Source organism: Sorangium sp. So ce363, assembly GCF_051520435.1.
GTDB lineage: Bacteria > Myxococcota_A > Polyangia > Polyangiales > Polyangiaceae > Sorangium > Sorangium cellulosum_B.
Genome location: NZ_CP150333.1, coordinates 2,186,921 through 2,211,544, shown reverse-complemented (window position 1 = coordinate 2,211,544; position 24,624 = coordinate 2,186,921). Strand labels below are relative to the sequence as shown.

Here is a 24,624-nt window from a genome sequence, read left to right as displayed (position 1 = left end):
GCAAGAGCAACGGATCAGCCCGCCTGCGCGCCACGTCCACCAGCGGATCAGGTCGCCTTGCATCGCGACGATTCTGTTGCTACAGAATTAACAGAAGTTTTCACGAGCGGTTCGGAGGACCATGACCCTTGGATTGGACCTCGATTTCGGGCGCTTGCCCGCGCTGGAGCGGAGAGAACGCTGGCCCGGGACACCGGGGGAGGATGCCGGCGCGGAGAGGGCCCCCGAGGCAAACGGCGGCGCGGAGCCCAGGCTCTCTGGGCGGGAGATGCGTATCGCCGCCGCGCTCGCCGAGGCGGCGATGCCGCCCGGCCGCTTCCTCGACGGCGCGGGCGCCGCGACCGCCAGCCGACTCGCGGCCTGGCTCGGCTCGATCCCGCCGCACCTGGCGCAGGGGGTGCGCGCGGCGCTGTGGGCGATAGAGCTCGCTCCCCTTCCGTTCCGGCTCAGGCCGCTGTCGGCGCTGCCGCTCGAGGAGCGGATGGCGGTGCTCCGCGGCTTCGAGCAGAGCCGGGCGCGGACGCTGCGTTCGCTGCTCCGCGCCGCGCTCACGCCGCTCAGGTTCGTCCACTACGACCGGCCCGAGATGTTCAAGCACGTCGGCTGCCGCTACGAGCTGCCCACGGTGCGCGACGAGGCGCCGCGCTGGCTCGCGCAGGTGACCGACGGGCGCGAGGTCGAGGAGGACCTGGAGCTCGAGTGCGAGGTCCTCGTGATCGGCACCGGCGCCGGCGGAGCGGCCGCGGCCTACGAGCTCGCGTCGCGCGGACACGCGGTGCTCATGCTCGAGGAGGGCGACTTCCACCGCCGCTCGAGCTTCACCGGACGGCCTGCGCGCGCCTACCGGGAGATGTACCGCGACCACGGGCTCGACATGACGCTCGGCAACGTGAATATCCCGGTGTTCGCGGGGCGCGCCGTCGGAGGGAGCACCGTGATCAACTCCGGTACTTGCTACCGGGCTCCGGAGAGCACCTTCGCGTCGTGGCGAGACGGCATGGGGCTCCCTGCGGAGTTCTCGTCCGGCGGGCTCTCTCCTTATTACGAGCGCGTCGAGCGCATGCTCCAGGTCGCCCCCGCCGACCCGCTGCACCTCGGGGCGATCGGGCCGATCGTCCGGCGCGGGGCGGAGCGGCTCGGGCTGCGGCACGGGCCGCTCCAGCGCAACGCGCCGGACTGCGATGGGCAGGGGATCTGCTGCTTCGGCTGCCCAACGGGGGCCAAGCGCTCGACCGACGTGAGCTATGTGCCCGAGGCGCTGAAGCGGGGCGCGCAGCTCATCACGGCGGCGCGGGTCAGGACGATCGATATCGTGGCGGGCCGCGCGCGGGGGGCGACTGCCGTGCTCGGGGGGGACACGAGGGCCGGAGGCCACGGCGGCCGCGCGGCGAGCGGCGCAGGGCGGGGGCCGCGGCTCGTGGTCAGGGCGGAGGCCGTCGTCGTGGCCGGCGGCGCGCTGATGACGCCGCTGCTCCTGCGCCGGAGCGGAGCGTGCCTGTCGAGCGGCGCGCTGGGAAAGAACCTTTCGATCCACCCGGCGTCGAAGGTGATGGCCCTCTTCGATGAGCGGATCGATCAGTGGCAAGGCATCCCGCAGGGCTACCAGATCGACCACTTCGCCGATGAAGGGCTGATGTTCGAGGGAGGCTCGCTCCCGTTCGACGTCGCCGCGCTGGCCGTGCCCTGGACGGGACATCGCTACACGGAGCTGATGGAGCGGTATCCGCACCTCGCGACGTTCGGGTTCATGATCAAGGACACGAGCCGCGGCGAGGTGAGGCCCGGGATCGGCGGCACGCCGCTCGTGCTCTACACGATGAACCGGGAGGACGTCGCCAAGATGCAGCGCGGGGTCGAGCTGCTCTGCGAGGTGTTCCTGGCCGCGGGGGCGCGGCGCGTCCTGCCGCTCGTCGCCGGCTGCGACGAGGTGAACGGCCCCGCGGACCTGGAGCGGCTGAAGGCGCGGCAGATCAAGGCCGGGGACCTCGACGTGGCCGCGTTCCACCCGCTCGGGACGTGCCGTATCGGGGTGGATCCGCGGTCATCGTGCCTCGGGCCGGACCACCAGGCGCACGACGTCGCCGGGCTCTACGTGTGTGATGGAAGCGCGATCCCCTCGTCGCTCGGCGTGAACCCGCAGATGACCATCATGGCCATGTCGCTGCGCGCGGCCGAGCTCCTGAGCGAGCGGCTATCCGGCTGAGCCGTCGCGGTACCCGAGGGCCGCGGCGCGCTCGCTGCCGATGCGATCGCTCTCGATCGTCCCGTCGCGCATGGTCACCACGCGCGGCATCGACTCGGCGAAGCTGAGGTTGTGCGTCACCACCACGATCGTGGTGCCGTGCTTGCGGTTCATCTCGAAGAACAGCTGGTGGATCGAGTCGCTCGTCGCGGTGTCGAGGTTCCCGGTCGGCTCGTCGGCGAGGAGGAGCTTCGGCGACAGGACGAGCGCCCGCGCCAGGGCCACGCGCTGCTGCTCGCCGCCCGACAGCTCTCCCGGCCGGTGCGTCGCGCGCGCCGCGAGCCCGACCTCGGCGAGCAGCGAGCGCGCGAGCGGCTCCATCTCGCGGCGCGTCTTCCCCTGGATGAGGCCCGGCATCATCACGTTCTCGACCGCGTTGAACTCGGGGAGCAGGTGGTGGAACTGGAAGACGAAGCCGATCGTCCGGTTCCGGATCGCCGCGAGCCGCGAGCCCGGGAGGCCGGTGAGCTCGTCGTTGCCGAGGCGGATACGGCCGCTCGTCGGGAGGTCCAGCGTGCCGATGCAGTGGAGGAACGTGCTCTTGCCGGCGCCCGAGGGGCCCACGAACGCCACGACCTCGCCCTGGTTGATGACGATGTCGATGCCGCAGAGCACGTGGAGCTCGCGGCCCATGTGAACGAACGTCTTGCGGAGGTCTTCGACGACGACGAGCGGAGTGGACATGGAGTGATTACTCGTAGCGGAGCCCGTCGACCGGAGAGAGCCTCGAGGCAGCGCGGGCCGGGTAGATGGTGGCGATGGTGCAGATGAGCATCGACGCGACCGCGACCATCGCGTAGTCGGAGAGGTTCACGTTCACGGGCAACCGGTCGATGTAATAGACGTCCGGATCGAGCCGGACACCGAACCAGTACAGGCCCGTGCAGACCGCGAGCGCGGTGCCGACACCGTAGATCGTGCCGATGGCGCCGATGATCACGCCCTCGAGCATGAACACGCGCATCACCGCGTTGTCCGAGGCGCCCAGCGCCTTCAGGACGGCGATCTCCTTGCCCTTCTCGGTCACCATGAGGAGCAGCGTGCAGACGATGCAGAAGCTCGCGACCGCGATGGCGATGGACAGGATGATGAACGTCGCGATCTTCTCCAGCTTGAGCGCGCTGAAGAGGTTTTTGTTCATCTCCATCCAGTCGCGGACGCGGAGCTGCGGCGGCGGCTTGCCTCCCTCCGGCGCCTCGTCGAGCGCGGCGCTCGCGGCGACGGCCGCCTCCACGGCCGGGCGGACCTCCTGCACCCGCTCGGGATCCGGGACCCGGATGTCGATGTGGGTGATCTTGTCGTCGAGGCTGAAGAACTTCTGCGCCTCTTCCATCAAGACGTACGCGTGCGTGACGTCGTACTCGTACATGCCGCTATAGAAAATCGCCGCGACGCGGAACTTGCGGGAGCGCGGCATCACGCCGGTGGGGCCGAGCTCGCCCATCGGCGACAGGAGGGTCACCTCGTCCCCGACGAGCACGTGGAGCGATTTCGCGAGCTCGCGGCCGATGATGACGCCCGGGTACACGCGCGTCTGCTGCTTCAGGTAGTCACGCACCGACGGGTCGACGTCCGTGGGCTGGCGGAAGTCCGGCCCCTTGAAGTACGGCTCCCCGCCCGGACCTCGACCGATGATCTCCTCGGGAGGCAGGCCCGTCAGCTTCTCGGGCTCGCGCAGGTAGTCGAAGCTGCCGACCTCGATGTTCTTGGCGAGGTCGATGACCTGCCCGATGGTGTCCGGATCGATGCCGCGGACGAGCGCGCCCGCGGTGTTCGAGGCGCTGGAGCCCATCGCCTCGCCGGCCGCGACCGGGGTCGCGGCGCCTCCGTAGGGCGCGAGCGCGACGCGCACCTGGGTGAGCTTGTCGTCCCAGTTGCCGAAGCCGCCAGGGCGGGAGGCGTCGACGACCATGTGCGCGTTGTTGCCGAGGATCTTGCGCTTCAGGTCGGCGCCGAAGCCGCCCATGATGCTCGTCACCGAGCACAGGGCGCACGAGCTGACCGCGACACCGGCCATCGACAGGACCGAGATGACCGTGAGAAAGCCGCTCTTCGAGGCGCGCACGTGGCGCGCGGCCACGTGGGGCACGAAGCTCCGGCGCTCGAGCGCGTCGAGGGCGATCGGCAGGAGCGCCGACAGCACGAAGAACAGGAAGACGACGCTCGAGACGAGCGCGGTGAAACGGATGATCTGATCCGTGGGATTGAACGACGCGCCCTTCCCGACGGGCATCCTGGCCGTGAGCGTCGCGGTGACGCCGAACGCCACGCCCACGAGCGCGCCCCACCACCAGCCGAGCGCGCGATAGAGCCCCTTGCGGACAGGGCGGCTCCCGGCGACCAGATAGCCCGCGCCCGCGCCGAACAGGATGCCTCCAAGGATCCACCTGAAGGTCGGCTGGATGGGCAGGACCGCGACCCAGAGGACGACGATCGCGAGCGCGGCGAGCAGGGACATCGCGCCGAGCACGCGGAGCCCCACGCGGGCCTTGGACCCCCACCTGCCGGAGAGCCACCGGGCGTTGTCCGCACCCGTCCTGGCCCGAAACAGCCGAAGGGCCCCGGCCACGACCAGCGCGGCGACGAGCGGGGCGATCCTCTCCGTATTGCTCGCGAAGAAGGCGCCGATGAGCGCGAGGCCCTTCGCGCGCCCGCTGGACGCGACGAGCGTGAGCGCGAGCAGGCTGGCGCCCGTGAGAGCGACCACGACCCCGACGCGCACGACGCCGGGACGCCGCGGCTCCAGCTCGCCCTTCTTGTCGAAGCGGGTGTAGCCCCGCCAGGCGAGCAGGACGATGCCCAGAGCGACGGCGGCGAGGAGCGCGGCCTGCAACGACCTGGAGAGCTCGATCACGCGTCGGTCTCGGGACGGAGGAGCGGGAACAGGATGACGTCGCGGATGGAGGTCGCGCCGGTGAGGAGCATCGTCAGGCGATCGACACCCATGCCGAAGCCCGCCGTCGGCGGGAGGCCGTGCTCCAAGGCGCGGACGTAGTCGGCGTCGTAATCCATCGTCTCCTCCTCGCCCCGCGACTTCTTCTCGACCTGCGCGCGGAAGCGCGCGTCCTGGTCCTCGGGGTCGTTGAGCTCGCTGAAGGCGTTGCAGAGCTCGCGGCCGTCGATGAAGAGCTCGAAGCGGTCGACCAGCGAAGGATCGCTGTCCTTCTTGCGCGCGAGCGGGGAGACCTCGAAGGGATAGTCGATGATGAAGACAGGGACGCTCTTGTCGCCCGCCTCCGTGCGGTAGTCCCTCGTGAGGAACGGCTCGACCACGTACTCGTAGGCGCAGAAGACGAGCTCGCCAGGCGACTCGCACTTCTTCGCGCCCGCGCGGAAGTTCGTCCAGTCGATCTCGCGCCCGCTCGCCTTCGCCGCCTTCGCCCACTCCTTGATCGGGGCGTCGTCCGCGGCGACGCGCTGCGGGACGTCGGCCGGCAGGCCCGACTTCGACAGGGCGCGGGCGATCCCCTCGGCCATGGGGACGCGCTCGAAGCGCTCGAGCGAGTACGTGCGCTGCGCGGCCCAGGCCGCGTGCTCGGCCGGGAGCCGCTCGGCGAGGCGGGCGTCGACGTGGCGGAGCATCGCCTCGGTGGCGTCCATCAGCGTCTCGTACGTCGCGTACGCCTGGTAGTACTCGAGCATCGTGAACTCGGGGTTGTGCCGCGTCGACAGCCCCTCGTTCCGGTAGCAGCGCGCGATCTCGTAGACGCGCTCGAAGCCGCCGACAACGAGCCGCTTCAGGAAGAGCTCCGGCGCGATGCGCATGAAGAGCCCGAGGTCGAGCGCGTTGTGGTGGGTCTTGAACGGCTTCGCGGCCGCGCCGCCGACGAGCGTGTGCATCGTCGGGGTCTCGACCTCGAGGAAGCCGCGGGTGTCGAGGAACTCGCGCAGCGCGGCGACGATCGCGGTGCGGGCGCGGAAGACCCCCGCGACGTGCGGGTTGGCCACGAGATCGACGTACCGCATGCGGTAGCGCGACTCGACGTCCTTGAAGCTCGTCTTGGTCGGCAGCGGGCGGTAGGCCTTCGTGAGCAGCCGGAGACGCTCGGCGCGGATCGAGAGCTCGCCCTTCTGCGTCGCCATCGCGACGCCGCGGGCCTCGACGAAATCGCCGAGGTCGACGTCCTCCAGCCGCTCGAAATCGGCGAGGCTCCCCTGCTCGCAGTAGAGCTGGAGCTCGCCGGTTCGGTCGCGCAGCCGGACGAAGGTGACGCCGCCGAACGAGCGCACGAAGAGGACCCGGCCCGCGACGCGGAACGGGACCGGCTCGACGCGCGCCGGATCGTAGCGATCCGCCGCGGAGGAGGCGGATCGCTCGGGCGCCGCGCCCTCGGGCCTCGGCTCGGCCGCGGCCCGCGCCCCGTCGAAGCGGGCGCGGACGGCCGCGAGCTCGACGAGCGGCTCGCCCTCCGTGACGTCGTTGGCGAACGGGTTGTCGCCGCGGGCGCGGAGGCGGGCCGCCTTCGCCTTGCGGGTGGCGATCAGCGTCTCCTCGGCGCGCGCGGCCTCGGCGGCCTCCTTCACGAGCCGCTCGGTCTTCTTGTCATTCGGTCTGTCTTTTTGCTGGCTCACGGAGCGTCGTCCTCCGCGACGGAGCCGCCCTTCCTGAGCGAACCGCCGGCCGCGGCGAGCAAGTAGGCCTCGATGAAGCCCTCGAGATCGCCGTCGAGGACGGCGTCCACGTCGGTGGCCTCGGTGGAGGTGCGCACGTCCTTGACGAGCCGGTAGGGCGCGAGGACGTAGTTCCTGATCTGGCTGCCGAAGTTGATAGCGCTCTTTGCGGCGTTGTAGGCCTGGACCTCGGCATCCCGCTTCTGGAGCTCCATCTCGTACAGCTTCGCCTTGAGGACCTTCATCGCCATCGCGCGGTTCTGGTGCTGGCTGCGCTCGGCGCGGCACACGATGTTGAGGCCGGTCGGGAGGTGCCGCAGGCGAACGGCGGTCTCGACCTTGTTCACGTTCTGCCCGCCCTTGCCGCCGGCGCGCATCGTCGTGATCTCGATGTCCTTCTCGTTGACCTGGATGTTGATCTCGTCGTCGCTGTCCGGGGTGACCTCGACGGCGGCGAACGCGGTCTGGCGCGTGTGATCGGCGTTGAACGGGCTCATCCGCACGAGGCGGTGGACCCCGGCCTCGGAGCGCAGATAGCCGTAGGCGGCGTCGCCGCTCACCGTGAGGGTGACGGCGTCGATGCCGGCCTCGTCGCCGTCCTGGTAATCGATGATCTCCGTCTTGTACCCGCGGCGCTCGCAGAAGCGCAGGTACATGCGGAGGAGCATGGACGCCCAGTCCTTCGCGTCGGTGCCGCCGGCGCCCGGGTGGATGCTGACGATGGCGTTGCCGCGGTCGGCGGGGCCGGACAGCATGCGATCGAGCTCGACCTTGCGCAGGCGCCCGGCGATGGCGTCGGCCTGCGCGTCGGCGTCGGCGATGACGCCCTCGTCGCCCTCGGCAGCGCCGAGCTCGAGGTACTCCGCGAGATCCTCGATCTCGCGGCCGAGCCGCTGCGCCACCTCGAGCTTCGACTCGACCTGGGCGCGCTTGCGGAGGACGGCTTGGGCCTTTTCCTGATCGTTCCAGAACCCCGACGACAGCGTCGTCTGGGTCAGATCCTGGAGCATCCGTTCGAGCTTGGGGACGTCAAAGATGCCCCCTTAGCGCCTCAAAGCGCCGTTTGATGTCGAGGACTTTCTCGCGGGTCTCGGAGAGCATGGCCGGGGATCTATTCGATCTGGGCGGCGATCGCCAGGAGAGACGCCAGGCGAGACCACCGCGCGCGGGCGGACCGAGGCGGCTCCACGCCGGCCCCACGTCGGCTCCGCGTCGGGCGCGCCGGCGACGCGCTCGTCAACGCGGCGCGCAGGCGGGAGAGGGTGCGGCGGATGACCCGGCGCCGCGGATTCCTTGGCCGTGGACCGCGTCACGACCGCCGGGCGCCCCGAGGCCGCGCGAGCTCCGAGCTTCCCGTCCAGCGGGACAAGGCGCCTCAACCAGGAGTCGGCGCAGGGACGGATTCCCGGACGGCGCGGCGGATCCTGAACCACAACCGCTGAGCGCTCCGCGCTCGCCTTGGGTTCCGCAGGGCATCCCTGATGGCCCTGATGGAGACCGCGGGAGGCGGCGCCTCGCTGCTCAGCGCGGCGTCGAGGTAGCGGCCCAGGAACTCCGTCAAGGCGACGGCGGTGACCGCATTGGAGAAGAGACCGGCGACCGGGACGAGGCCGAGCGTGAAGTTGGCGAAGAGCCTTACGGCCGCTCCACCCCAGATGATCTTGCTCACCTGCAGCCACGGAGCCCTGCGGAGCGGCGCGCCCCGGCGCCGGGTCAGCGACACGGAGAAGGAGTAATGAATGGGAACCACGATCAACTCATCTGCGCCGGGAATGGGCTGAGTGACGAAGCTGATCACTGCAGTGATGGCAGAATACTTGTTGGTCAGCCGGCGGATCGTCGGTTCCATGGGTCGTATATACGGCGTGGAGCCGGCCGCCGGGAGGCCGAGACAAGCATGTTGACGAGGGCGCGGCCCGCGCAGCCGAGGGCGGATCACGCTCGGCCTGGACGAAGCATGGGAGTCTCCGCGCTCGTCGGTGTCCTGGGGGACCTGGAGATCTTTGCAGGACAGGGAGAGGGAGATCTCCAAAGCACGTTGAAGCGCCCCGCGGATTGGACCCCGGCATGGGAAAGACCATTTCCCGCGGCCCTCGCGAGGCGCCGGCGCTACGGATCGAGCCCTTCCCTGCACGCGACCCGGAGCTCACCGAGCGCGGCGACGAGCGCGCCGCGCTCGCCCTGCCACGTCGGCGACGGGTCCTCGGCGTCACGCCGGCGGATGTGCTCGCGGGCCTCGTCCCAGAGCGGACGCGGCGGCACGAGCGGCGGCACCCGCGCGCGCACCGCGTCCGTCAGGCGCAGCACGCGCTCGACGCGGGACAGCGCCTCGCCGAGCGGCACCTCGCCCGCCTTGCAGCGCCGGAGCAGGCCGCACTCGTAGCTGCTGCACACGGAGAAGCGCATCTCGTAGACGGTGCACTTCCTGTCGAGGTGGCAGGGGCACGGCAGGCTGAAGGCGTCGTGGTACCGATTGCAAGCGAGCGGCAGGCGCAGCTTCTCGGCCCGCGGGAGCTCGTGCTCCTCGAGCGGCGCGACGTCGAAGAGCAGCCCCGTGCAGCAGAGGCCGCACGCGGTGCAGAGGTCCGAGCCGTCCGGCCGCGCCTCGGGGGCTTCGTTCGCTGGGGGAGCGCTCACCCGCGTCGATTGGCACGCGCGTGGCCGCGCGTCGAGGCGCGAAGCGGTCGGGCGACGCGCGGCCACGCGCGTGTCTGACGAGCGCGTGTCTGACGCGCGCTCAGTGCGCGGCGTCGTCGAGCACGATCTCGCGCAGGTGGTCGAGCCCGACGGACCCGGAGCCGATCACCCTGGCGTGAAACGCCTTCAGATCGAAGGCCTCGCCGTGGCGGCGCCGCAGCGTGTCGCGCAGCTCCAGGACGACGCGCTCGCCGACCTTGTAGGAGATCGCCTGCCCCGGCCAGCCCAGGTAGCGCGTCGCCTCGCTGTGCGCGTGATCCAGCGGGAGGAAGGCCCGGCGCTGGAGGTACTCGACGGCGATCTCGTAGCGCCAGGGCTCGCCGGCGTGGAGCGGCGCGTCCCGGGGGATCGGCAGCTCCAGGTGCATGCCGATGTCGAGGACGACGCGGTAGGCGCGCGTCAGCTTGCCCGCGAGCATCCCGAGCACGTAATCGGGGCGCTCGAAATAGCCGAGCTCGTACATGAGCTGCTCGGCGTAGAGGGCCCACCCCTCGGCGTGGCCGGAGTTCGTCACCAGGAAGCGGTGGAGTCGGCTCAGCCGGTCATCGAGGTGCACCTGGAGCGCGCACTGCAGGTGATGGCCAGGAAAGCCCTCGTGGTACGCCGTGGTGATCTCCTCGTAGAGCGGGAACGCCTGCTTCGTGCCGGGCGCATACCAGACGGTGCCGGGCCGCTTGAAGCCGTCGCTCGGGGGCACGTAGTAGGCGCCGAGCGCGCCGCCCGGCGGAGCGAGCTTCACCTCGATGTGACGGATGGGCGCCGGGATGTCGAAATGGACGCCGTCGAGATCGGCGAGCGCCTTTCGCTGGCGCTCGGACATGATGCGGAGGAACTCGTCGGCGCCCTGCGCGCACCGGGCGGGGTCGGTCATGAGCAGATCGATCACCTCGGACAGCGACGCGCCGGGGAGGATCTCGGCGGCGAGGCGCGCCATCTGGGCCTCGATGGCGTGCACCTCGGACCACCCCCAGGCGTACGTCTCGATCGGGTCGATGCTCGCGCCGAGGAAGCGGCGCGAGAGGCGCAGGTAGCGCTCCTCTCCCACGGCGTCCGCGGCGCGCGCGCTCGGCAGGTACGTCTGCTCCAGGTAGCCGGCGAGCGCGCCGAACGCGGCGCGCGCCCGCTCGACGCCGTCGACGACGCGTGCGCGGCCGGCGCCCGCGCCGCAACCCGACGCCTCGTGAGCGGCCGGCAGCGTGAGGAAGAACGACGCGTCGCCCGCCTGGTAGCGCGCCTGCTCGATCACGGCGAACACCTGGCGACGCGCGACGACCTGGCCCGTCCGGCGCCCCTCCTCGAGCGAAGCGCGGTAGCTGTCGCACGCGCGCGGCAGGCCCTCCAGACGCGACGCGATGGCCTCCCAGCCGGCGGCGCTGTGGACATCCATGAGGTCGAAGACCATCCGGAGGTGCTGGAACGCCGACTCGATGTTGTTGAGATCGCGCAGGTGCTCGCCGTGACGGAAATCGTCGAGCCGCTCGTCCAGGTGATCCGCCATGACACGGCGTGCGAGGCGACCCCACCGCGCCTCCGCCCCGGAGCGCGGCGGCGGCAGCGAGCGGAGCCGCTCCTGGAAGGACGCGACCGTGGAGGCCCAGGACGCGGCGCCGCTCGGGCTCCAGTCGTTCCAGGCGCCTTCGTCGCAGGGGATGCCCGCGAGGGTGGCATGGGCAGGACAGCGGGCAGCGAAGGCTTCGACGAACTCGTCGCTGAGGGCGAAGATAGGATCACGCGCGTCGTGGTCTTGGCTCACCGCGACAGCATATGCGGCCACGACCGGTTTTTCTCCGGGCGCGCGAGACGATCCGTCGGGTCTTCGTTACGCTTGCTGGAGGGAGGTCGCTCACGCGGCGGCCTCGGGGAGCGACATGAACCACCGCAGCCTGCCAGGCGAGCTCCATGACGACGACCGGCCCTCCTGCGCCGCTCCTCCATCGCGCCCCCGACCCCCGCAGCGGCGCGCCTGGCCGCGCGTCTCGGCGCTCGTCGCCGCGGCGGCGATCGCGGCGCTCGGCTGCACCGCGAGCTCGGCAAGCCAGCCGGCGATCTCCGCGTCACAGCCCGCGGCGATGACGCCAGCGCAGATCGCGGCGCGCGCCATGCCGGCGGTCGTCACGATCCGCGGCGACGGCTCGCTCGGGGCGGGCTTCCTCGTCCGCGAGGACGGCTGGATCGCGACGAATTTCCACGTCGTCGCCGGGATGCCGGACCTCAAGGTGGTCCTCTCCGATCAGAGCGAGCACCCGGTGCTCGAGGTGCTCGCGTTCGACGAGGCTCGAGATCTCGCGATCGTCCGGATCCACGCGCCTCGGAGGCTCCCGCTGCTCTCCCTCGGCAACAGCGGCGCGGTCCGCCCCGGCGATCCGGTCGTCGCGATCGGCCATCCGCTCGGCCTCGCGGACACCGTGTCGAACGGCCTCGTGAGCGCGGTCCGCGTCGTGGATCCGGAGCTGACGCTGCTGCAGATCTCCGCGCCGATCGCGCCAGGCTCCTCGGGCGGCCCGCTGTTCAACGAGCACGGCGAGGTGATCGGCGTCGCCGCGGCGGTCTCGACGCAGGGGCAGAACCTCAACTTCGGCGTGCCCGCCGACTACCTCAAGCGGCTGCTCGTGCGCCCCGATCCCGTCCCGCTCTCGACGTTCGCGGCCGAGACGGCCGACGAAGAGCAAGGGCTGCCGGCGGTCAAGCGATCGGTGCCTCACCACGCGCTCGCGATCCTCCGCGGCTGCACCGAGGGTGACCTGCTCGTGCTGGCGCGCACGATGGACGGCGCGATCCAGGTCGGCTCGCCCCTCTACAACCAGGGGGATTTCGCGTCCTGTTATCACGTCTACGCGGGCGCCTCGCTCGACATGGAGCGCCGGCTCGGCCCCGCGTGCAGGGGCCCGAGGAACGCGCTCGTCGAGGGACGGCGCAAGGCGGCTGGCCTCGACGACGAGGCCGCCCAGGCCTGGGCGATGCGCGACGCGTTCGACGGGCTGCTCGAGGTGATCCTGCGCAAGGTCCACGGCGAAGCGCAGTGAGCGGCGCCTCGCCGCGGTAGCGAAGGGGGCCGGGCGCGGCGCGCCGCGGCCCCGGAGCGCGGTCGGGGTGCTGCTAGTCGAGCTGCGCCGGCGCCGGCCGGCCCGCGTCGTGCGCGACGGCGGCGCGCGCCGCGGCGCCGCGGTGCCCCGCCGCGACGACCCCATCCCCCGCCGGAGCGACGCCGCCCTCCCCCGCCCCGCGCGGCTCGCCCTGGTCGTCGCTGCCCCGCATGAAGGGCAGGATCCGCTTGAGCCACGAGGAGACGTCGTCGAACAGCGAGTAGGCGACCGGGGTCGCGAGCAGCGTCAGGAGGAGCGCCAGCGTCTGCCCGCCGATGATCACGAAGCCGGTCGCGCGGTTCGTGCCCGAGCCCGCGCCGCTCGAGACGACGAGCGGGATCATGCCGGCGACGAACGCGAGCGTGGTCATCAGGATCGGCCGGAGCCTGTCGCGGTTCGCCTCCAGGATGGCCTGCGCCCGCGGCAAGCCGTGCTCGCGCAGCTTGATCGTGTGATCGATCTGGAGGATCGAGTTCTTCTTCACGACGCCGAACAGCACGACGATGCCGAGCAGCGAGAAGATGTTGAGCGACTGCCGGAAGATGATGACCGCGATGAACGCGAACGGCACCGTCAGCGGCAGCGACAGGAGGATCGTGATCGGGTGCAGCCACGACTCGAACTGCGCCGCGAGCACGAGGTACATGAAGACCAGCGACAGGAGGAGGGCGACGAGGAAGCTCTTCATCATCTTGACGAGCTCCTTCGACGCGCCGACGGGGCCAGCGGAGTAGCCGGACGCGAGGTTCATCTGCGCCACGGCCTTGTCGAGCTCCTGGATGACCGTCTGCTGCGAGTAGCCCGCCTCGAGGTTCGCCGTCAGCATGACCTGCCGCTGCCGGTTGTACCGCTCGATGCGCGACGGGCCCGTCCCCTCGGCGAACGACACCACGTTGTCGAGCGTCACGGCGCCGAGCTTGGTCGACGGCACCGTGATCTTCGCGAGGCCTTCCTTGTCGGAGCGGAAGCTCGGCAGCGCGCGCGCGCGCACCTCGTACTGCTCCCCGCCTTCGTTGTAGGTCGACACCTTGTACCCGCCGACCAGGAGCCGCAGGGTGCTGGCCACGTCGCCGACCTGAACGCCGAGATCGGCGGCCTTCTTGCGGTCGATGACCACGCGGATCTCCGGCTTGCCCACGAGCAGCGAGGTGTCCGGATCGACGACGCCCGGGATCGCCTTGAGCTTCTGCAGCAGCACGTCGGAGTACTGGCCGATCTTCTGGAGGTCGGGGCCTTGCACCTGGTAGGCGATCTGGGTGTTCTGGCCGCCGGAGAAGGCGGGCACTGGGCCGATGTTTGCCCGGAGCTTCTCCGCGTCGAACTTGGGCTGGAGCTCGCGCCGGGCGCGATCGATGAGGTCCTGCTGCGACAGCGCGCGCTGCTCCGCCGGGTTGAGCTTCACGTAGATGGTGGCCATGTTCGGCGTCTTCTGCGGATCGTCGCCGATCGTCGTCAGCGTGTACGAGACGCCGGGGAGCTTCTCGATGTCCGACGCGAGCCGCGTGGCGATGACGCGCGTCCCGTCGAGGCTCACGCCCTCGGGCGCGCGCATGCTGACCTGGAACTGCGACTCGTCCTCGATCGGGAGGAAGTTGAACTTGGCCATGCCCCCCAGCACCGGGATCGAGAACAGCGCCAGGAGCGAGGCGAGCACGATCACCCAGCGGTGCGCCATCGACCAGCGGAGGATCGCCATGTAGCCGCGCTCGATCGGCCCGTAGAAGCGCGACTCCTTGGAGCTACTGGCGTCGTGCTTCTCCGGCTTCTTCAGCCATCGCGCGGACAGCATGGGCGTCAGCGTGAAGCTCACGATCAGCGAGACCAGGATCGAGAACGCCATGGTGAGGCCGAACGAGTTCAGGAAGCGGCCGACGATGCCGCTCATGAACGCGACGGGGAGGAACACGGCGACCAGCGAGAGCGTCGTCGCGAGCACCGCGGGCCCGATCTCCTTCGTGCCCTGGAGCGCCGCCTCCCACGGGCTCGCGCCCTTCTCCTCGATCCAGCGGTAGCAGTTCTCGAGGACGACGATCGCGTCGTCGATCACGATGCCGACCGCCAGCGTCAGCGCGAGGAGCGTGATCCCGTTGAGCGTGAAGCCCGCCACCTTCATCAGGGCGAACGTGGAGATGATGCTCGTCGGGATGGCGATCGCCGAGATGATCGTGCTGCGGGCGTTCGCGAGGAAGAGCGCGACGATGATCGCGGCGAGCAGCGCGCCGAGCACGAGGTGCTCCTTGACGGCGTGGACCGAGTTCTTGATGAACTCCGACTGATCGCGGGCGATGGCGATGCTGTACCCCTCGGGGAGGCGCTTCTCCACCTCGCTGATCCGCGCCTTCAGCCCGTCGATGACCTCGACGGTGTTCGTCCCGCTCTGCTTGCGGATGCTGAGGAGCACGGCAGGATCGAGGCCGCGGAAGCCGGCGGACTCCGGCTCCGCCATGCCGTCCTGGACCTCCGCGACGTCGCCGAGCCGCACGGAGTAGCCGTCGCGGTTCGCGAGGACGATGTCCGCCATCTGCTGGACCGACTGCACGCGGCCGCGCGTCCGCAGGGTGAGCGCCCTGCCCCCTTGCTCGATCCGGCCGGCCGGGATCTCGACGTTCTGGCTCGCGAGCGCCTGGGCCACCACGCCGCCGGTCAGGGAGTACTTCTCGAGCTTCTCCGGATCGATCCAGATGTTGATCTGCCGGCTCCGGCCGCCGATGAGCAGCACCTGTCCGACACCGGCGAGCGACTCCAGCTCGCGCCGGAGCGTCTTGTCGGCGAACTCCGTCACCGAGCGGACGTCCGCCTTCGGAGACGAGACGGCGAGCGTGAGGATCGGCGCGGCATCCGGATCGAGCTTGCCGACCACCGGCGGATCGATCCCTTCCGGCAGATCGGCGAGGATGCCTTCGACCTTGTCGCGCACCTCCTGCGCGGCGACGTCGACGTCCTTCTCGAGCTGGAAGGAGATCATGACCTGGCTGAGCCCCTCGACCGAGGCCGAGCGCAGCTCATCGATGCCGCTGATCGTATTGACCGCCGACTCGATCTTGTCGGAGAGCTCCGTCTCGACCTCCTCGGGCGCTGCGCCGGGGAGGACGGTCGTCACGACGATGAACGGGAACTCGACCTTGGGAAACCGGTCCACGCCGAGGCCGAAGTAGGAGAACGCCCCGAGCACCGTCAGGAGCAGGACGATCACCGAGGCGAAAACCGGCCTACGGATGCAGATTGCCGCGAGCCATTGCATGGTCGCTACCTTTCTTCAGTAATGGGGCGCGCGGTGCGCTCGGCTCACTGCGCCGCCGCGACCTCGATGCCGTCCGCCAGCTCGCTCACCTTGTCGATCGCGACCTCATCCCCCTCGGCGAGCGGACCGACGACCTCGACGAGGCCATCGATCTTGCGGCCGGGCTTGACGAGCCGCTCCGTCACGCGATCGCCCGACTTCACGAACACGCGCGCGCTCGTCCCGGAGGTGCCGACCGCCGACTCGGGGACGAGGATCGCCGTTCTTGACTCGCCGGTCAGCGCCAGCTGCCCCTGCGCGAAGAGGCCGGGGCGGAGCTTGCCCTCGCTGTTGTCGAACTCGGCCTCCACGGGCAGGGTGCGCGACGAGGCCTTCAGGCTCGCGCCGATCCGCTTCACGACGCCCGGGAACAGGCGATCGGGGAAGGAGGCGACCGAGACGCTGACCGGCTTGCCCACCTCGATGTGCGCGATGTCCGCCTCGGGCACGTCGATGCGCAGCCGCAGCGGGTTGTCGCGGACCACGACCGCCACGACGCGGCCCGGGCTGGCGTACTCGCCGACGCTGATCCGCTTCTCGGCGATCGCGCCGTCGAAGGGCGCCCGCACCGTCGTGTCGGACACCGCCTTCGAGGCGAGCCCCGCCTGCGCCTGCGCGGACGTGAGCGCCGCGACGGTCGCGCGGATGCCGTTGACCGCGGCCTCGTACTGCGCGGTCGCGTTCTGGGCCTGCGTGCGCGCCGCGTCCCAGGTCGACTGGGGGACGGCGCCCTGGTCGTAGAGCTGCTTCACGCGCTCGGCCTCGGACTTCGCGAGCTCCATGCTCTGCTTCGCGGCCCGGACCTCCGGCACCTGGTCGGGATCGATGCCCTTCGGCGACGCGCCGTCCTGCAGCGCGAGCTTGGCCCGCGCCTGCGCGACGGCCGCGGACGCGGCTTGCGACTGGAGCGCGACGTTGCGCGCGTCGAGCACGACGAGCGGATCGCCCTTCTTGACCCGTGAGCCCACGTCGACCGCGACGCTCACGACCAAGCCGCCGATCTGCGTCGCCGCCTCGCTCGTCTCGTCGGCGACCAGGGTGCCGCTGACGTCCAGCGTCTGCGCGAGCGGGCGCGCGGTCACCTTCCCGAAGTGCACCGCGGGCTTCTGGCGTGGCGCCGCGGTGTCGCGCGCCGGCGACGGCTGCGCGTCCGCCTCGGGGCGGCGACAGCCGGTCAACGTGGGCACCGCGAGCGCAGCGAGCAGCGCCGCGACGACGGCGGCGCGGGAGTGATTCGATGCGGCGCTACGAGCGCCGAGAGCCCATCGAGCGAAACGGCGCTCGGGTCCGCAAGGAGGATGTGTCATGGGGAGTCCGCCCGGTTCTTTGCCAGCGCCTGCCGGTGCGGTCCAGGAGCAAAGCTGGCGGGCAACACACTAGGGTGCTGACCGGCCGGTCATCAAGGGGGTGTTCCGGACAAGGTCTCCGTCCCTCTCGCACTTCATGCCGCCATGACCGCGAAAAACGTGCTGGGAGATGTGCGCCGGGTCGCGCGGCCGGCGGCCGGCGATGAAACGGGCGGGTGAATCGCGGGTCACCCTCCCGAAAAGAGGCGCCGAGGGCACCGCCGCGGGGCGCACACGCCCTCCCACCGAGTCGACCGCCGTGGCGAGGACGGTCGGCGATCATGCGAAGTACCTTCGCACAATATTTTAACACAATTTAATTCTTCTTTACCGGAAAGAGATCTGCCCCTGGAGCGCGGGAGATCCGGAGGCGAGCGGCGCGGAGGAACGCCGGCTCAGCGCCACGGGTCGAAGGCGCCTCGGAGCACAGGGCCCGAGAGCTCGGCGAGGAAAGGGTCGAGCGCGCAAAGCGCGTCGAGCCACGCCACGTCGGAGGGCGAAGTCGTGGGCTGCTGGGCCAGGTACGCGAGGCGGCGGGCGCGGGTCGCGTGGGCGTGGGCGCGCGCCTCCGCATAGGAAGCCATCTCCCCGGCCGACATCATGAAGGCCCAGTCGCTCGATTGAAGGAGGAGGAGCTCGCGGATCGCCTGGTCCAGCGCGCGGCCGGGCAGGCCGCCCGCGTGGCGGCAACTCAAGAGCGCGCCCAGCACGGCGCGCTCGGCGTGGTGCGCGTGGCGCCACAGGGAGGACGCGCTCGGGCCCGTCCAGAATGCGCCGAACCCGCCTTCGCCCCACGTCGAGGCGGCAGGCTCCACGACCTCGACGGGCGGATGGCGCTCCAGGTACGCGCCGAGCGCGATCGGAACGGCGCGATCCGAGGCCGCGAGGCGGCGCAGGGCGTGCTCGAGGAACTCGGGCCCTTCGAGCCACCAGTGGCCGAAGAGCTCGGCGTCGTAGGGGGCCACCAGGATGGGCGGGGCGTTCACGCCGCGGATCGACGCGAGCGCGGCCTCGCGGCGGGCCACGAAGTCCGCGGCGTGCGCGCGCGCCTGCGCGGAGGCGCGGGCCGGGTCGTACGGCGCCTTGTCGGGGCCGGGCCCGGTCACGCGATGGAGCTTGAGGCCGGTCATGAGCCGGGTGCCGTCGGGACCGACCTCCCCTTCGAGCTCGCGCTCGGGCAGGTCGAGCCCGACGTCGCGGTAGAACTCGCGATAAACCGGGTGACCCGGATAGCCGGCGTCGCGCGACCAGACCTCGCGCGCGCTGTCGCGATCGCGCCCGAAGCACGCGAGGCCGGCAGGCGAGAGCACCGGGACGGACGCGCCGGCGGACGCAGGCGGCGCGGCGAGCGTGAGCGCGTGGGCGTCGAGCACGGTGAAGCGGACGCCCGCCGCCGCGAGATCGGCGTCGAGGCCGGGCGCGTAAGCACACTCGGGCAGCCAGAGGCCGCGAGGCTCGGGCGCGCCGGTGAAGGCCGCGAAGGCGCGGCGGCCGAGCCGCAGCTGCGCCCGGATCGACGCCGGCGTGGCGAGCAGTCCCGGCAGGTACGCGTGCGTCGCGGCCGTGGTGAGGAGCTCGACGCGGCCCGCCCCGGCGTGGCGCACCAGGGCGCCCGGGACATCGCCGCCGAGCGCCTCCCACGAGCTCGCCGCGTCCGCGAGCCGCGCGCGGTAGAGCGCGGCGGCCCCGGCGAAGCCGCTCCCGGCGAAGCGGGCTTCGACCCGGGCCGCCAGCGCGGTGAGCCGGCGGAGGTGGTCCTCGAACCGGCGAAGGAGCAGCTCGTCGCGCAGCATCGCGAGGAGCGACGGCGAGACGGAGAGGGTCAGCGGGGCGACGACGCGGTCGGCGGCGAGGCGATCGAGGACCCCGAGCAGGGGGAGATAACACTCCCAGAGCGCCTCGAAGAACCAGCGCTCCTCCAGGGAGCGGACGTGCTCGGGGTGACGCACGTACGGCAGGTGAGCGTGGAGGACGAGGGCGACGTAGCCCGGCATGGAACGCTGGAGGCGGGAAACCGCCGGTGGGCTGTCGTCTCGCACGGTCGCGCCCGCGCGGGAAGCGCGCGGCGAACGCGCCGGTCATGGGCGGCGGCGCGCAAGGCGCGGGCCGACGGGCTCCGCCTGGAGGCGCTTGCGCGCCGAGCGCTGGCGATCACATCGCCAGGGGACCGTTCATCCCGGCATGGTGCGGAGATCCCTTATCAATTCCATTCTAGAAATGTTCCGGACGTGGCAGCCTTCCAGTCGAGTTACACGCATCAACCCTTCTTGAGCTCCGCCCCGAGGTCCGCTCCGAGGCGCTCGGCTTCGTGCGTGTTTCCGGGCCACGACAGGCGCCTTTCCGCCCTTCGCAACCGGGAGCCGTCGGGCTCGGCGAGGAGCGCCCGAAGCCACAGCGCGTCGCCGTCCCGCACCGCATAGGCGGCCACCGGCGTCCGGCAACTGCCTTCCACCGCGGCCATCACGGCTCGCTCGGCAGAGACGCAGATCGTGGTCTCGGCGTCCGCGAGCGTCGCCAGGACGCCACGCACGCTGTCGTCCGCCGTGCGGCACTCGATGCCGAGCGCGCCCTGTCCGATCGCGGGCAACGACACCTCGGGCGACAGCACCTCCGTGGCGCGGCCTTCGAGGCCGAGCCGCTTCAGGCCGGCGAGCGCCAGCACCACGGCGTCGAACACGCCGTCGAACACCTTGCGGAGCCGGGTGTCGACGTTGCCACGGACCGGCTCGATCACGAGATCCGGGCGCACCTCGCGCAGCGCGACCGCCCGGCGGAGGCTCGAGGTCCCGACCCGGGCGCCCGCCGGCAGCTCCGCGAGCAAAGCGCCGCTCCGGGTGACGAGCGCGTCGCGAGGGTCCTCCCGCGCGGGGATGCAGGCGAGGCACAGCGCCGGGGCGATCTCGGCGGGGACGTCCTTGATCGAGTGGACCGCGAAGTCGGCGCGCCGGTCCAGGAGCGCCTCTTCGAGCTCCTTGATGAACAGCCCTTTGCCGCCGATGTCCTGGAGCGAGCGATCCTGCGTCTTGTCGCCCGAGGTCACCACCTCGAGCTCGCGCAGGGAGAGATCGGGCACCGCCGCTTCGAGGGAACGAGCGAAGGCGCGGGACTGGGCGAGGGCGAGCGCCGAGCGGCGCGTGGCGAGGGTGAGCTCCGTGGGCATCACGCTCCCTTTAACCCAGCTGCGCTCACGGCCGCGGCTGGATTCGCGACGGCCATGACGCCCGCCTCGGCGGGGCGCCCGCCGGGCTGCCGCGCGTAAACGCCGTTGTCCTCTGCAGCCTGGTGGCGCGGATCGGCGTGCCGGGGCGAGGCACCGCCTCGAGCGCCGGAGGCGGGAGGCGCTGCCCCGCGGGCGGAGCGAGGCGTGGGAGGCCCGTCCACCGCGCCGCGCATCTCCCCCTCGGCGAGCGCCGAGGCGGCGGCGTTCTCGGACGGCGCGCCGTCGATGTCGAACAGCTCCTGGAGCGAGTCGACGTGCTCGGCGACGCGGGGATCGCCGGCCATCGCGCGGAGTCGGGTGGTGGGCACGTGGAGCAGCTTGTTCGTGGCGGCGTCGATCATCATCGCGAGGGCCTGGCGCTCGGCCACGCCGAGGTGCCGGAGCTTGCCAGAGAGGCTGCGCTCGACCTCGGCCGCGAGGATGGATCGCGTGCGGGCTCGCAAGCCGACGATCGTGGGCGTCAGGGCGCGCTCGAGCGTCCACGCCTCGAAGGCCTGCGCCTCGTCCGCGACGATCGCCTCGGCCCGCGCCGCCTCGGCGGCGCGCCCCTCGACGGACTGCGCCACGATCTGCGAGAGGTCGTCGACATCGTAGAGGTACACGCTGTCGAGCTTGTTGACGGCGGGGTCGATGTCACGCGGGACCGCGATGTCGATGAGAAACAGGCTCCTGCCCTTCCTGGCCTTGCGGGCTCGGCGGACGAGGTCGGGCGTGACCACGTAATTGGGGCTCGAGGTCGACGAGATCACGATGTCGGCGTCGATGACGGAGCGCTCGAGGTCGGCCCAGGGGCGAGGCTCGCCGCCGACCTCGCGGGCGAGCGCGGCGGCGCGGTCCGGGCTCCGGTTGACCACGATGAGGCGGGTGCCGGCGCGGACGAGGAGCTTCGAGGCGGCCTCGGCCATGTCGCCGGCGCCGATGAGCAGCGCCGTGTGACCGGCGAGATCGGCGAAGATCTGGCGGGCGAGATCGATGGCGACGCTGGAGACCGAGACCTGCCCGGCGCCTATCGCCGTCTCCGTGCGCACGCGCTTGCCGACCTTGATGGCGCGGTGAGCCGCGCGGCCGAGCCGGGCGCCGAGGGTCTTCGCCCCGCGGGCCACCTCGATGGCCTCCTTCATCTGTCCGAGGATCTGCGGCTCGCCGACGACCATCGAGTCGAGCGACGCGGCGACGCGGAAGAGGTGGAGGACGGCATCGCTCCCGACGCGGCCTGCGAGGTGGCCCCGGACGGCGTCTCCGCCGAGGCCGACGAGGGTCGCGACGGCGGCGCGCAGCGCCTCGTTGTCGCGCGAGAGCTCCTCGTCGGACGGCGGTGGAGCGCTCCCGGGGCGGGACGGCGCGGGCGCCTGCTGCCGGGGTGAGGCGTAGATCTCGACGCGGTTGCAGGTGGAGAGGACGAGCGCCTCACCGATGGCAGGGTGGGCCGTGAGGCGCGCGAGCACCTCGGGCAGCCGATCCCGCCCGATCGCGAGCCGCTCGCGCACCTCGATGGGCGCGGTCTTGTGGGAGAGCCCGACGAAGATCACCTGCGCTAGCCTCCGAGCCCCGCGGCGGGACGGACGAGATAGATGATGAGCACCGCCCCGGCGCAGGCGAGCCCCGCGATGGTGCCGTACGCCGCGCGGCGGCCGCGCCAGCCAGCGGCGGCGCGCAAGAGCAGCACGAGCGCGATGAGCAGCCATGTGGCGTAGCCGAAGATGGCGCGCATCACCTCCTCGGCGTTGCCCATCTCGAGCTGGTGCGCCCAGTACGTCCCCGTGACGATGCCGAGCGTCAGCAAGGGGAAGCCGGCGCTCAGGAAGCGATGGATGGCGCGGTCGAGCGTGTCGAGCGCCGGGAGGTTGCCCATGCGCTCGAGATGCCGCTTCCGCTTGAGCCGCTTCTCCTGGACGAGGTAGAGCGCCGCGGAGGCGCCGGCGAGCAGAAAGAGGGCGATCCCGAGCAGGTTCGCCATGACATGCGCCGCGATGAACAGCGGGCTGAGCTTCGGCTCGGGGTGCGGCTTTCCGAGGAAGAACGTGCCGAGCAGGAAAGCGAGCCCGAGCGGGCCGATGAGGAGCCCGAGCGCGTCGATGCGAAAGCGAGGGCGGGCGACGAGGTAAACGGCGATCGCGAGGAGGGACGCGACCGAGAGCATGAAATGAACGGAGTGCACCGGGCAGACCCGCGCGACGAAGCTGGCGAGCGTGACGTAGGTCGCGTGCCCGAGGGCGCCCAGGCCGAGCAGCAAGGGCGCGTGCCGCGAGGCGGAGGCGGCGACCGCAGCGCTCGGCCGAGCGCCGGGGTCGTGGACGCGCGCCCCCGCGCCGAAGAGGCCCGCGAGGTCGCCCGTGGAGGGGAGCCGGGCGCGGCTGCGGGCGACGTCGAGGAAGAAGAGCGCGCTGGCAGCGCTGTAGAACAGCAGGGCGAGCGCGAAGCTGATCCCGGAGATGACCTCGGGCATGGCCCCGTTATAGCCTGCCTCACCGGGGATGGCCCGCCGGCCGCAGAGGCGGGAGCGTACTCTCGTAGGCCGAGGCCTGACAGCGCGGATGCGCCGGGAGAGGCGGGCGCGAGAGACCGTATCGGCAGCGCCTCGCCACCGCGGGTGTGGCGCGCCGGCGGGGGCGCCGAGGCAACCGGGCGCGGCGCCCAAGCAACCGGGCGCGGCGCCGCTACATCTTGCTGGTGAGGAACGCGGCCAGGAGCTCTTCGTCGCTCGTCGGGCTGCTGCTGGTCGCGGTCCCCGCCGGGGCGGCCTTGCGGTGCTCGGCGAACGTGCCCACCGGGGCGCCGATGAACCCCGGGATCACGTCGTAGGCGTTGTCGCCGATGATCATGGACCCCTCGAGGATCTCCGCCCCGAGCTCCCGCAGGAACGCCCGCGTCTTGACCCTGCCGAGGACCTCGTGGATGTCCGCCGAGCCCGTCACCTCGCGGAGCACGCGGATCGCCTCGATGATCTTGTAGCGGCGGCCCTCGGTCTTGATCAGAAGCTCGTCGTTGTTCAGATCGACGCGGTCGCTCGCGATCCAGTCGTCGAGCGCGGCCTGCGGAAAGAACACGCGGTTCTTCATCGCACGCAGTCTACTCAAAAATGAGCCGGAGCGGTTGGGTCGCGATGCCGGCCACCAGGGGTGAGCCCGAGCCGACGCGCATCAGGCCGCAGGCGCTTCAGGCCGCAGGCGCTTCAGGCCGCAGGCGCTTCAGGCCGCAGGCGCTTCAGGCCGCAGGCGCTTCAGGCCGCAGGGGGTAGCGTGGGCGGAGGCACCGAGTCCCGACGCAGGCCGCGGAGCCGCGCAGGCAGGTGCCAGAGCGACTCGAAGATCCCGAGCAGCACGTAGAAGCCGAGCAACCACACGAGCACGAACGCGGGCTGCAGCTGCGTCGAGATCACCGCGCTCGACCCGACAGCGAACGCCACGAAGAGCACCGTCCGGACGTTGAGCCGGAGATCCTTGAAAGAGCGGAACCGGATGGTCGAGACCATCAGCAGCGACAGGATCGTCGTGGTGGCGAGGATCGCCGACGCGTAGCGCTCGCCGCCGATCTCGCCGGCGGCCGCGTGGTTCGCGACCACGATCGAGACGAGGATGCCCGCCGCGCCCGGGATCGGGAGGCCGACGATGTACTTCGAAGGCTTCGTGGGCTTGCCCGCCTCACCCATGGAGAGGACGTTGAAGCGCGCCAGCCGGACCGCGCCGCAGGCCGTGAAGATGAACGACACGAGCAGCCCCGCGAGATCGAAGCGGTGCAGCGTCCACTGATACACGAGCATCGACGGCGCCACGCCGAACGAGACGATATCGGCCAGCGAGTCGATCTGCAGGCCGAAGGCGCTCTGGGTCTTCGTCATCCGCGCGACACGCCCGTCGAGGGTGTCGAAGAACATCGCGAAGACGATCAGCAGCGCGGCGCGGTAGAAATCATCTTCCGAGTGCGCGGTCGCGGAGCGCCGGATGGAATCGAAGCCACAGAAGATCGATGAGAGCGTGATCAGGTTCGGAAGCAGGAACAGCGTCTTCCTGAGCTCGAACCGCCGTCGCTTCCGGATCATGCCGCCTCCCGTTTAGGCAGGCCAGGCTATCGCCGCAGGGACCGCGAACGCAAGCGCCGAAGCGCACACGCGAGTCGCTAGAAGGTTACCGCGAGCCAGGATCCGG

Annotated in this window: 17 protein-coding genes; 2 read left to right on the top strand and 15 right to left on the bottom strand. The window is 71.1% G+C overall.

Annotated features, from left to right (window positions below):
- Nucleotides 1–121 precede the first annotated feature (121 nt).
- Nucleotides 122–2,203 carry an FAD-dependent oxidoreductase gene (locus tag WMF12_RS08560; protein WP_437869928.1) on the top strand — a complete coding sequence of 694 codons (2,082 nt, stop codon included), beginning with the start codon at nucleotides 122–124 and terminating at the stop codon, nucleotides 2,201–2,203.
- On the opposite strand, the gene WMF12_RS08555 is transcribed toward WMF12_RS08560, so the two are convergent.
- The 7 genes from WMF12_RS08555 to WMF12_RS08525 all read right to left on the bottom strand — a co-directional run bounded on the left by WMF12_RS08555 (nucleotide 2,192) and on the right by WMF12_RS08525 (nucleotide 11,303).
- Entirely contained in the window at nucleotides 2,192–2,926 is a 735-nt protein-coding gene (locus tag WMF12_RS08555; protein WP_272101325.1) for an ABC transporter ATP-binding protein, read from the bottom strand. The genes WMF12_RS08560 and WMF12_RS08555 overlap by 12 nt on opposite strands.
- 7 nt (nucleotides 2,927–2,933) lie before the next feature.
- Nucleotides 2,934–5,096, bottom strand: a complete 2,163-nt coding sequence (locus WMF12_RS08550) for an FtsX-like permease family protein (RefSeq protein WP_437869927.1) — start codon at nucleotides 5,094–5,096, stop codon at nucleotides 2,934–2,936.
- Nucleotides 5,093–6,814 (bottom strand): lysine--tRNA ligase, encoded by a 1,722-nt coding sequence (gene lysS / locus WMF12_RS08545; protein ID WP_437869926.1) that lies wholly within the window; start codon nucleotides 6,812–6,814, stop codon nucleotides 5,093–5,095. Before lysS ends, WMF12_RS08550 begins: the two co-directional genes overlap by 4 nt.
- Nucleotides 6,811–7,954 (bottom strand): peptide chain release factor 2 gene (gene prfB / locus WMF12_RS08540; protein WP_437534213.1). Its coding sequence is split into 2 segments (ribosomal slippage): nucleotides 6,811–7,884 and nucleotides 7,886–7,954, totalling 1,143 coding nucleotides; the frame shifts between segments, so codons are not numbered across the junction. The genes lysS and prfB overlap by 4 nt, the downstream gene beginning before the upstream one ends.
- A gap of 274 nt (nucleotides 7,955–8,228) precedes the next feature.
- Nucleotides 8,229–8,702, bottom strand: coding sequence for a hypothetical protein (locus WMF12_RS08535; RefSeq protein WP_437869925.1), 474 nt, complete (start codon nucleotides 8,700–8,702; stop codon nucleotides 8,229–8,231).
- A gap of 260 nt (nucleotides 8,703–8,962) precedes the next feature.
- Nucleotides 8,963–9,490, bottom strand: a complete 528-nt coding sequence (locus WMF12_RS08530; protein WP_437869924.1) for a hypothetical protein — start codon at nucleotides 9,488–9,490, stop codon at nucleotides 8,963–8,965.
- Between the two features lie 100 nt (nucleotides 9,491–9,590).
- The gene (locus tag WMF12_RS08525; RefSeq protein ID WP_437869923.1) at nucleotides 9,591–11,303 is read right to left on the bottom strand and encodes a DUF885 domain-containing protein; all 1,713 of its coding nucleotides are present in this window, start codon (nucleotides 11,301–11,303) and stop codon (nucleotides 9,591–9,593) included.
- Nucleotides 11,304–11,418: 115 nt separating this feature from the next.
- Here WMF12_RS08525 and WMF12_RS08520 point away from each other — a divergent pair, with 115 nt between their 5' ends.
- Complete coding sequence (locus WMF12_RS08520) at nucleotides 11,419–12,573, top strand: S1C family serine protease (RefSeq protein WP_437745106.1); 1,155 nt, start codon at nucleotides 11,419–11,421, stop codon at nucleotides 12,571–12,573.
- 73 nt (nucleotides 12,574–12,646) lie between these two features.
- Here WMF12_RS08520 and WMF12_RS08515 read toward each other — a convergent pair whose 3' ends face one another.
- The 8 genes from WMF12_RS08515 to pssA all read right to left on the bottom strand — a co-directional run bounded on the left by WMF12_RS08515 (nucleotide 12,647) and on the right by pssA (nucleotide 24,518).
- On the bottom strand, nucleotides 12,647–15,874 hold the full coding sequence (locus tag WMF12_RS08515; RefSeq protein ID WP_437869922.1) for an efflux RND transporter permease subunit: 3,228 nt from the start codon (nucleotides 15,872–15,874) through the stop codon (nucleotides 12,647–12,649).
- Nucleotides 15,875–15,918: 44 nt separating this feature from the next.
- Complete coding sequence (locus WMF12_RS08510; protein ID WP_437869921.1) at nucleotides 15,919–17,100, bottom strand: efflux RND transporter periplasmic adaptor subunit; 1,182 nt, start codon at nucleotides 17,098–17,100, stop codon at nucleotides 15,919–15,921.
- Nucleotides 17,101–17,654: 554 nt separating this feature from the next.
- Complete coding sequence (locus WMF12_RS08505) at nucleotides 17,655–19,253, bottom strand: glycoside hydrolase family 57 protein (RefSeq protein WP_437869920.1); 1,599 nt, start codon at nucleotides 19,251–19,253, stop codon at nucleotides 17,655–17,657.
- 263 nt (nucleotides 19,254–19,516) lie between these two features.
- Nucleotides 19,517–20,422 carry a hydroxymethylbilane synthase gene (gene hemC, locus WMF12_RS08500; RefSeq protein ID WP_437869919.1) on the bottom strand — a complete coding sequence of 302 codons (906 nt, stop codon included), beginning with the start codon at nucleotides 20,420–20,422 and terminating at the stop codon, nucleotides 19,517–19,519.
- A complete protein-coding gene (gene hemA / locus WMF12_RS08495) occupies nucleotides 20,419–22,008 on the bottom strand; it encodes a glutamyl-tRNA reductase (protein ID WP_437869918.1) in 1,590 nt (529 codons plus the stop codon). Before hemA ends, hemC begins: the two co-directional genes overlap by 4 nt.
- A 5-nt stretch (nucleotides 22,009–22,013) precedes the next feature.
- The gene (locus WMF12_RS08490) at nucleotides 22,014–22,925 is read right to left on the bottom strand and encodes a cytochrome C assembly family protein (RefSeq protein WP_437869917.1); all 912 of its coding nucleotides are present in this window, start codon (nucleotides 22,923–22,925) and stop codon (nucleotides 22,014–22,016) included.
- A 211-nt stretch (nucleotides 22,926–23,136) separates the two neighbouring features.
- Complete coding sequence (locus WMF12_RS08485; protein WP_012234257.1) at nucleotides 23,137–23,538, bottom strand: hypothetical protein; 402 nt, start codon at nucleotides 23,536–23,538, stop codon at nucleotides 23,137–23,139.
- 161 nt (nucleotides 23,539–23,699) lie between these two features.
- Complete coding sequence (gene pssA / locus WMF12_RS08480; protein WP_437869916.1) at nucleotides 23,700–24,518, bottom strand: CDP-diacylglycerol--serine O-phosphatidyltransferase; 819 nt, start codon at nucleotides 24,516–24,518, stop codon at nucleotides 23,700–23,702.
- Nucleotides 24,519–24,624: the final 106 nt, after the last annotated feature.

What these genes read in the sequence shown, in the direction of transcription:
- WMF12_RS08515 (WP_437869922.1), bottom strand. Translation starts at nt 15,874, where the DNA reads ATGCAATGGCTCGCGGCAATCTGCATCCGTAGGCCGGTTTTCGCCTCG.
- pssA (WP_437869916.1), bottom strand. Translation starts at nt 24,518, where the DNA reads ATGATCCGGAAGCGACGGCGGTTCGAGCTCAGGAAGACGCTGTTCCTG.
- WMF12_RS08560 (WP_437869928.1), top strand. Translation starts at nt 122, where the DNA reads ATGACCCTTGGATTGGACCTCGATTTCGGGCGCTTGCCCGCGCTGGAG.
- WMF12_RS08535 (WP_437869925.1), bottom strand. Translation starts at nt 8,702, where the DNA reads ATGGAACCGACGATCCGCCGGCTGACCAACAAGTATTCTGCCATCACT.
- WMF12_RS08555 (WP_272101325.1), bottom strand. Translation starts at nt 2,926, where the DNA reads ATGTCCACTCCGCTCGTCGTCGTCGAAGACCTCCGCAAGACGTTCGTT.
- WMF12_RS08490 (WP_437869917.1), bottom strand. Translation starts at nt 22,925, where the DNA reads ATGCCCGAGGTCATCTCCGGGATCAGCTTCGCGCTCGCCCTGCTGTTC.
- WMF12_RS08505 (WP_437869920.1), bottom strand. Translation starts at nt 19,253, where the DNA reads ATGCCGGGCTACGTCGCCCTCGTCCTCCACGCTCACCTGCCGTACGTG.
- WMF12_RS08520 (WP_437745106.1), top strand. Translation starts at nt 11,419, where the DNA reads ATGAACCACCGCAGCCTGCCAGGCGAGCTCCATGACGACGACCGGCCC.
- WMF12_RS08485 (WP_012234257.1), bottom strand. Translation starts at nt 23,538, where the DNA reads ATGAAGAACCGCGTGTTCTTTCCGCAGGCCGCGCTCGACGACTGGATC.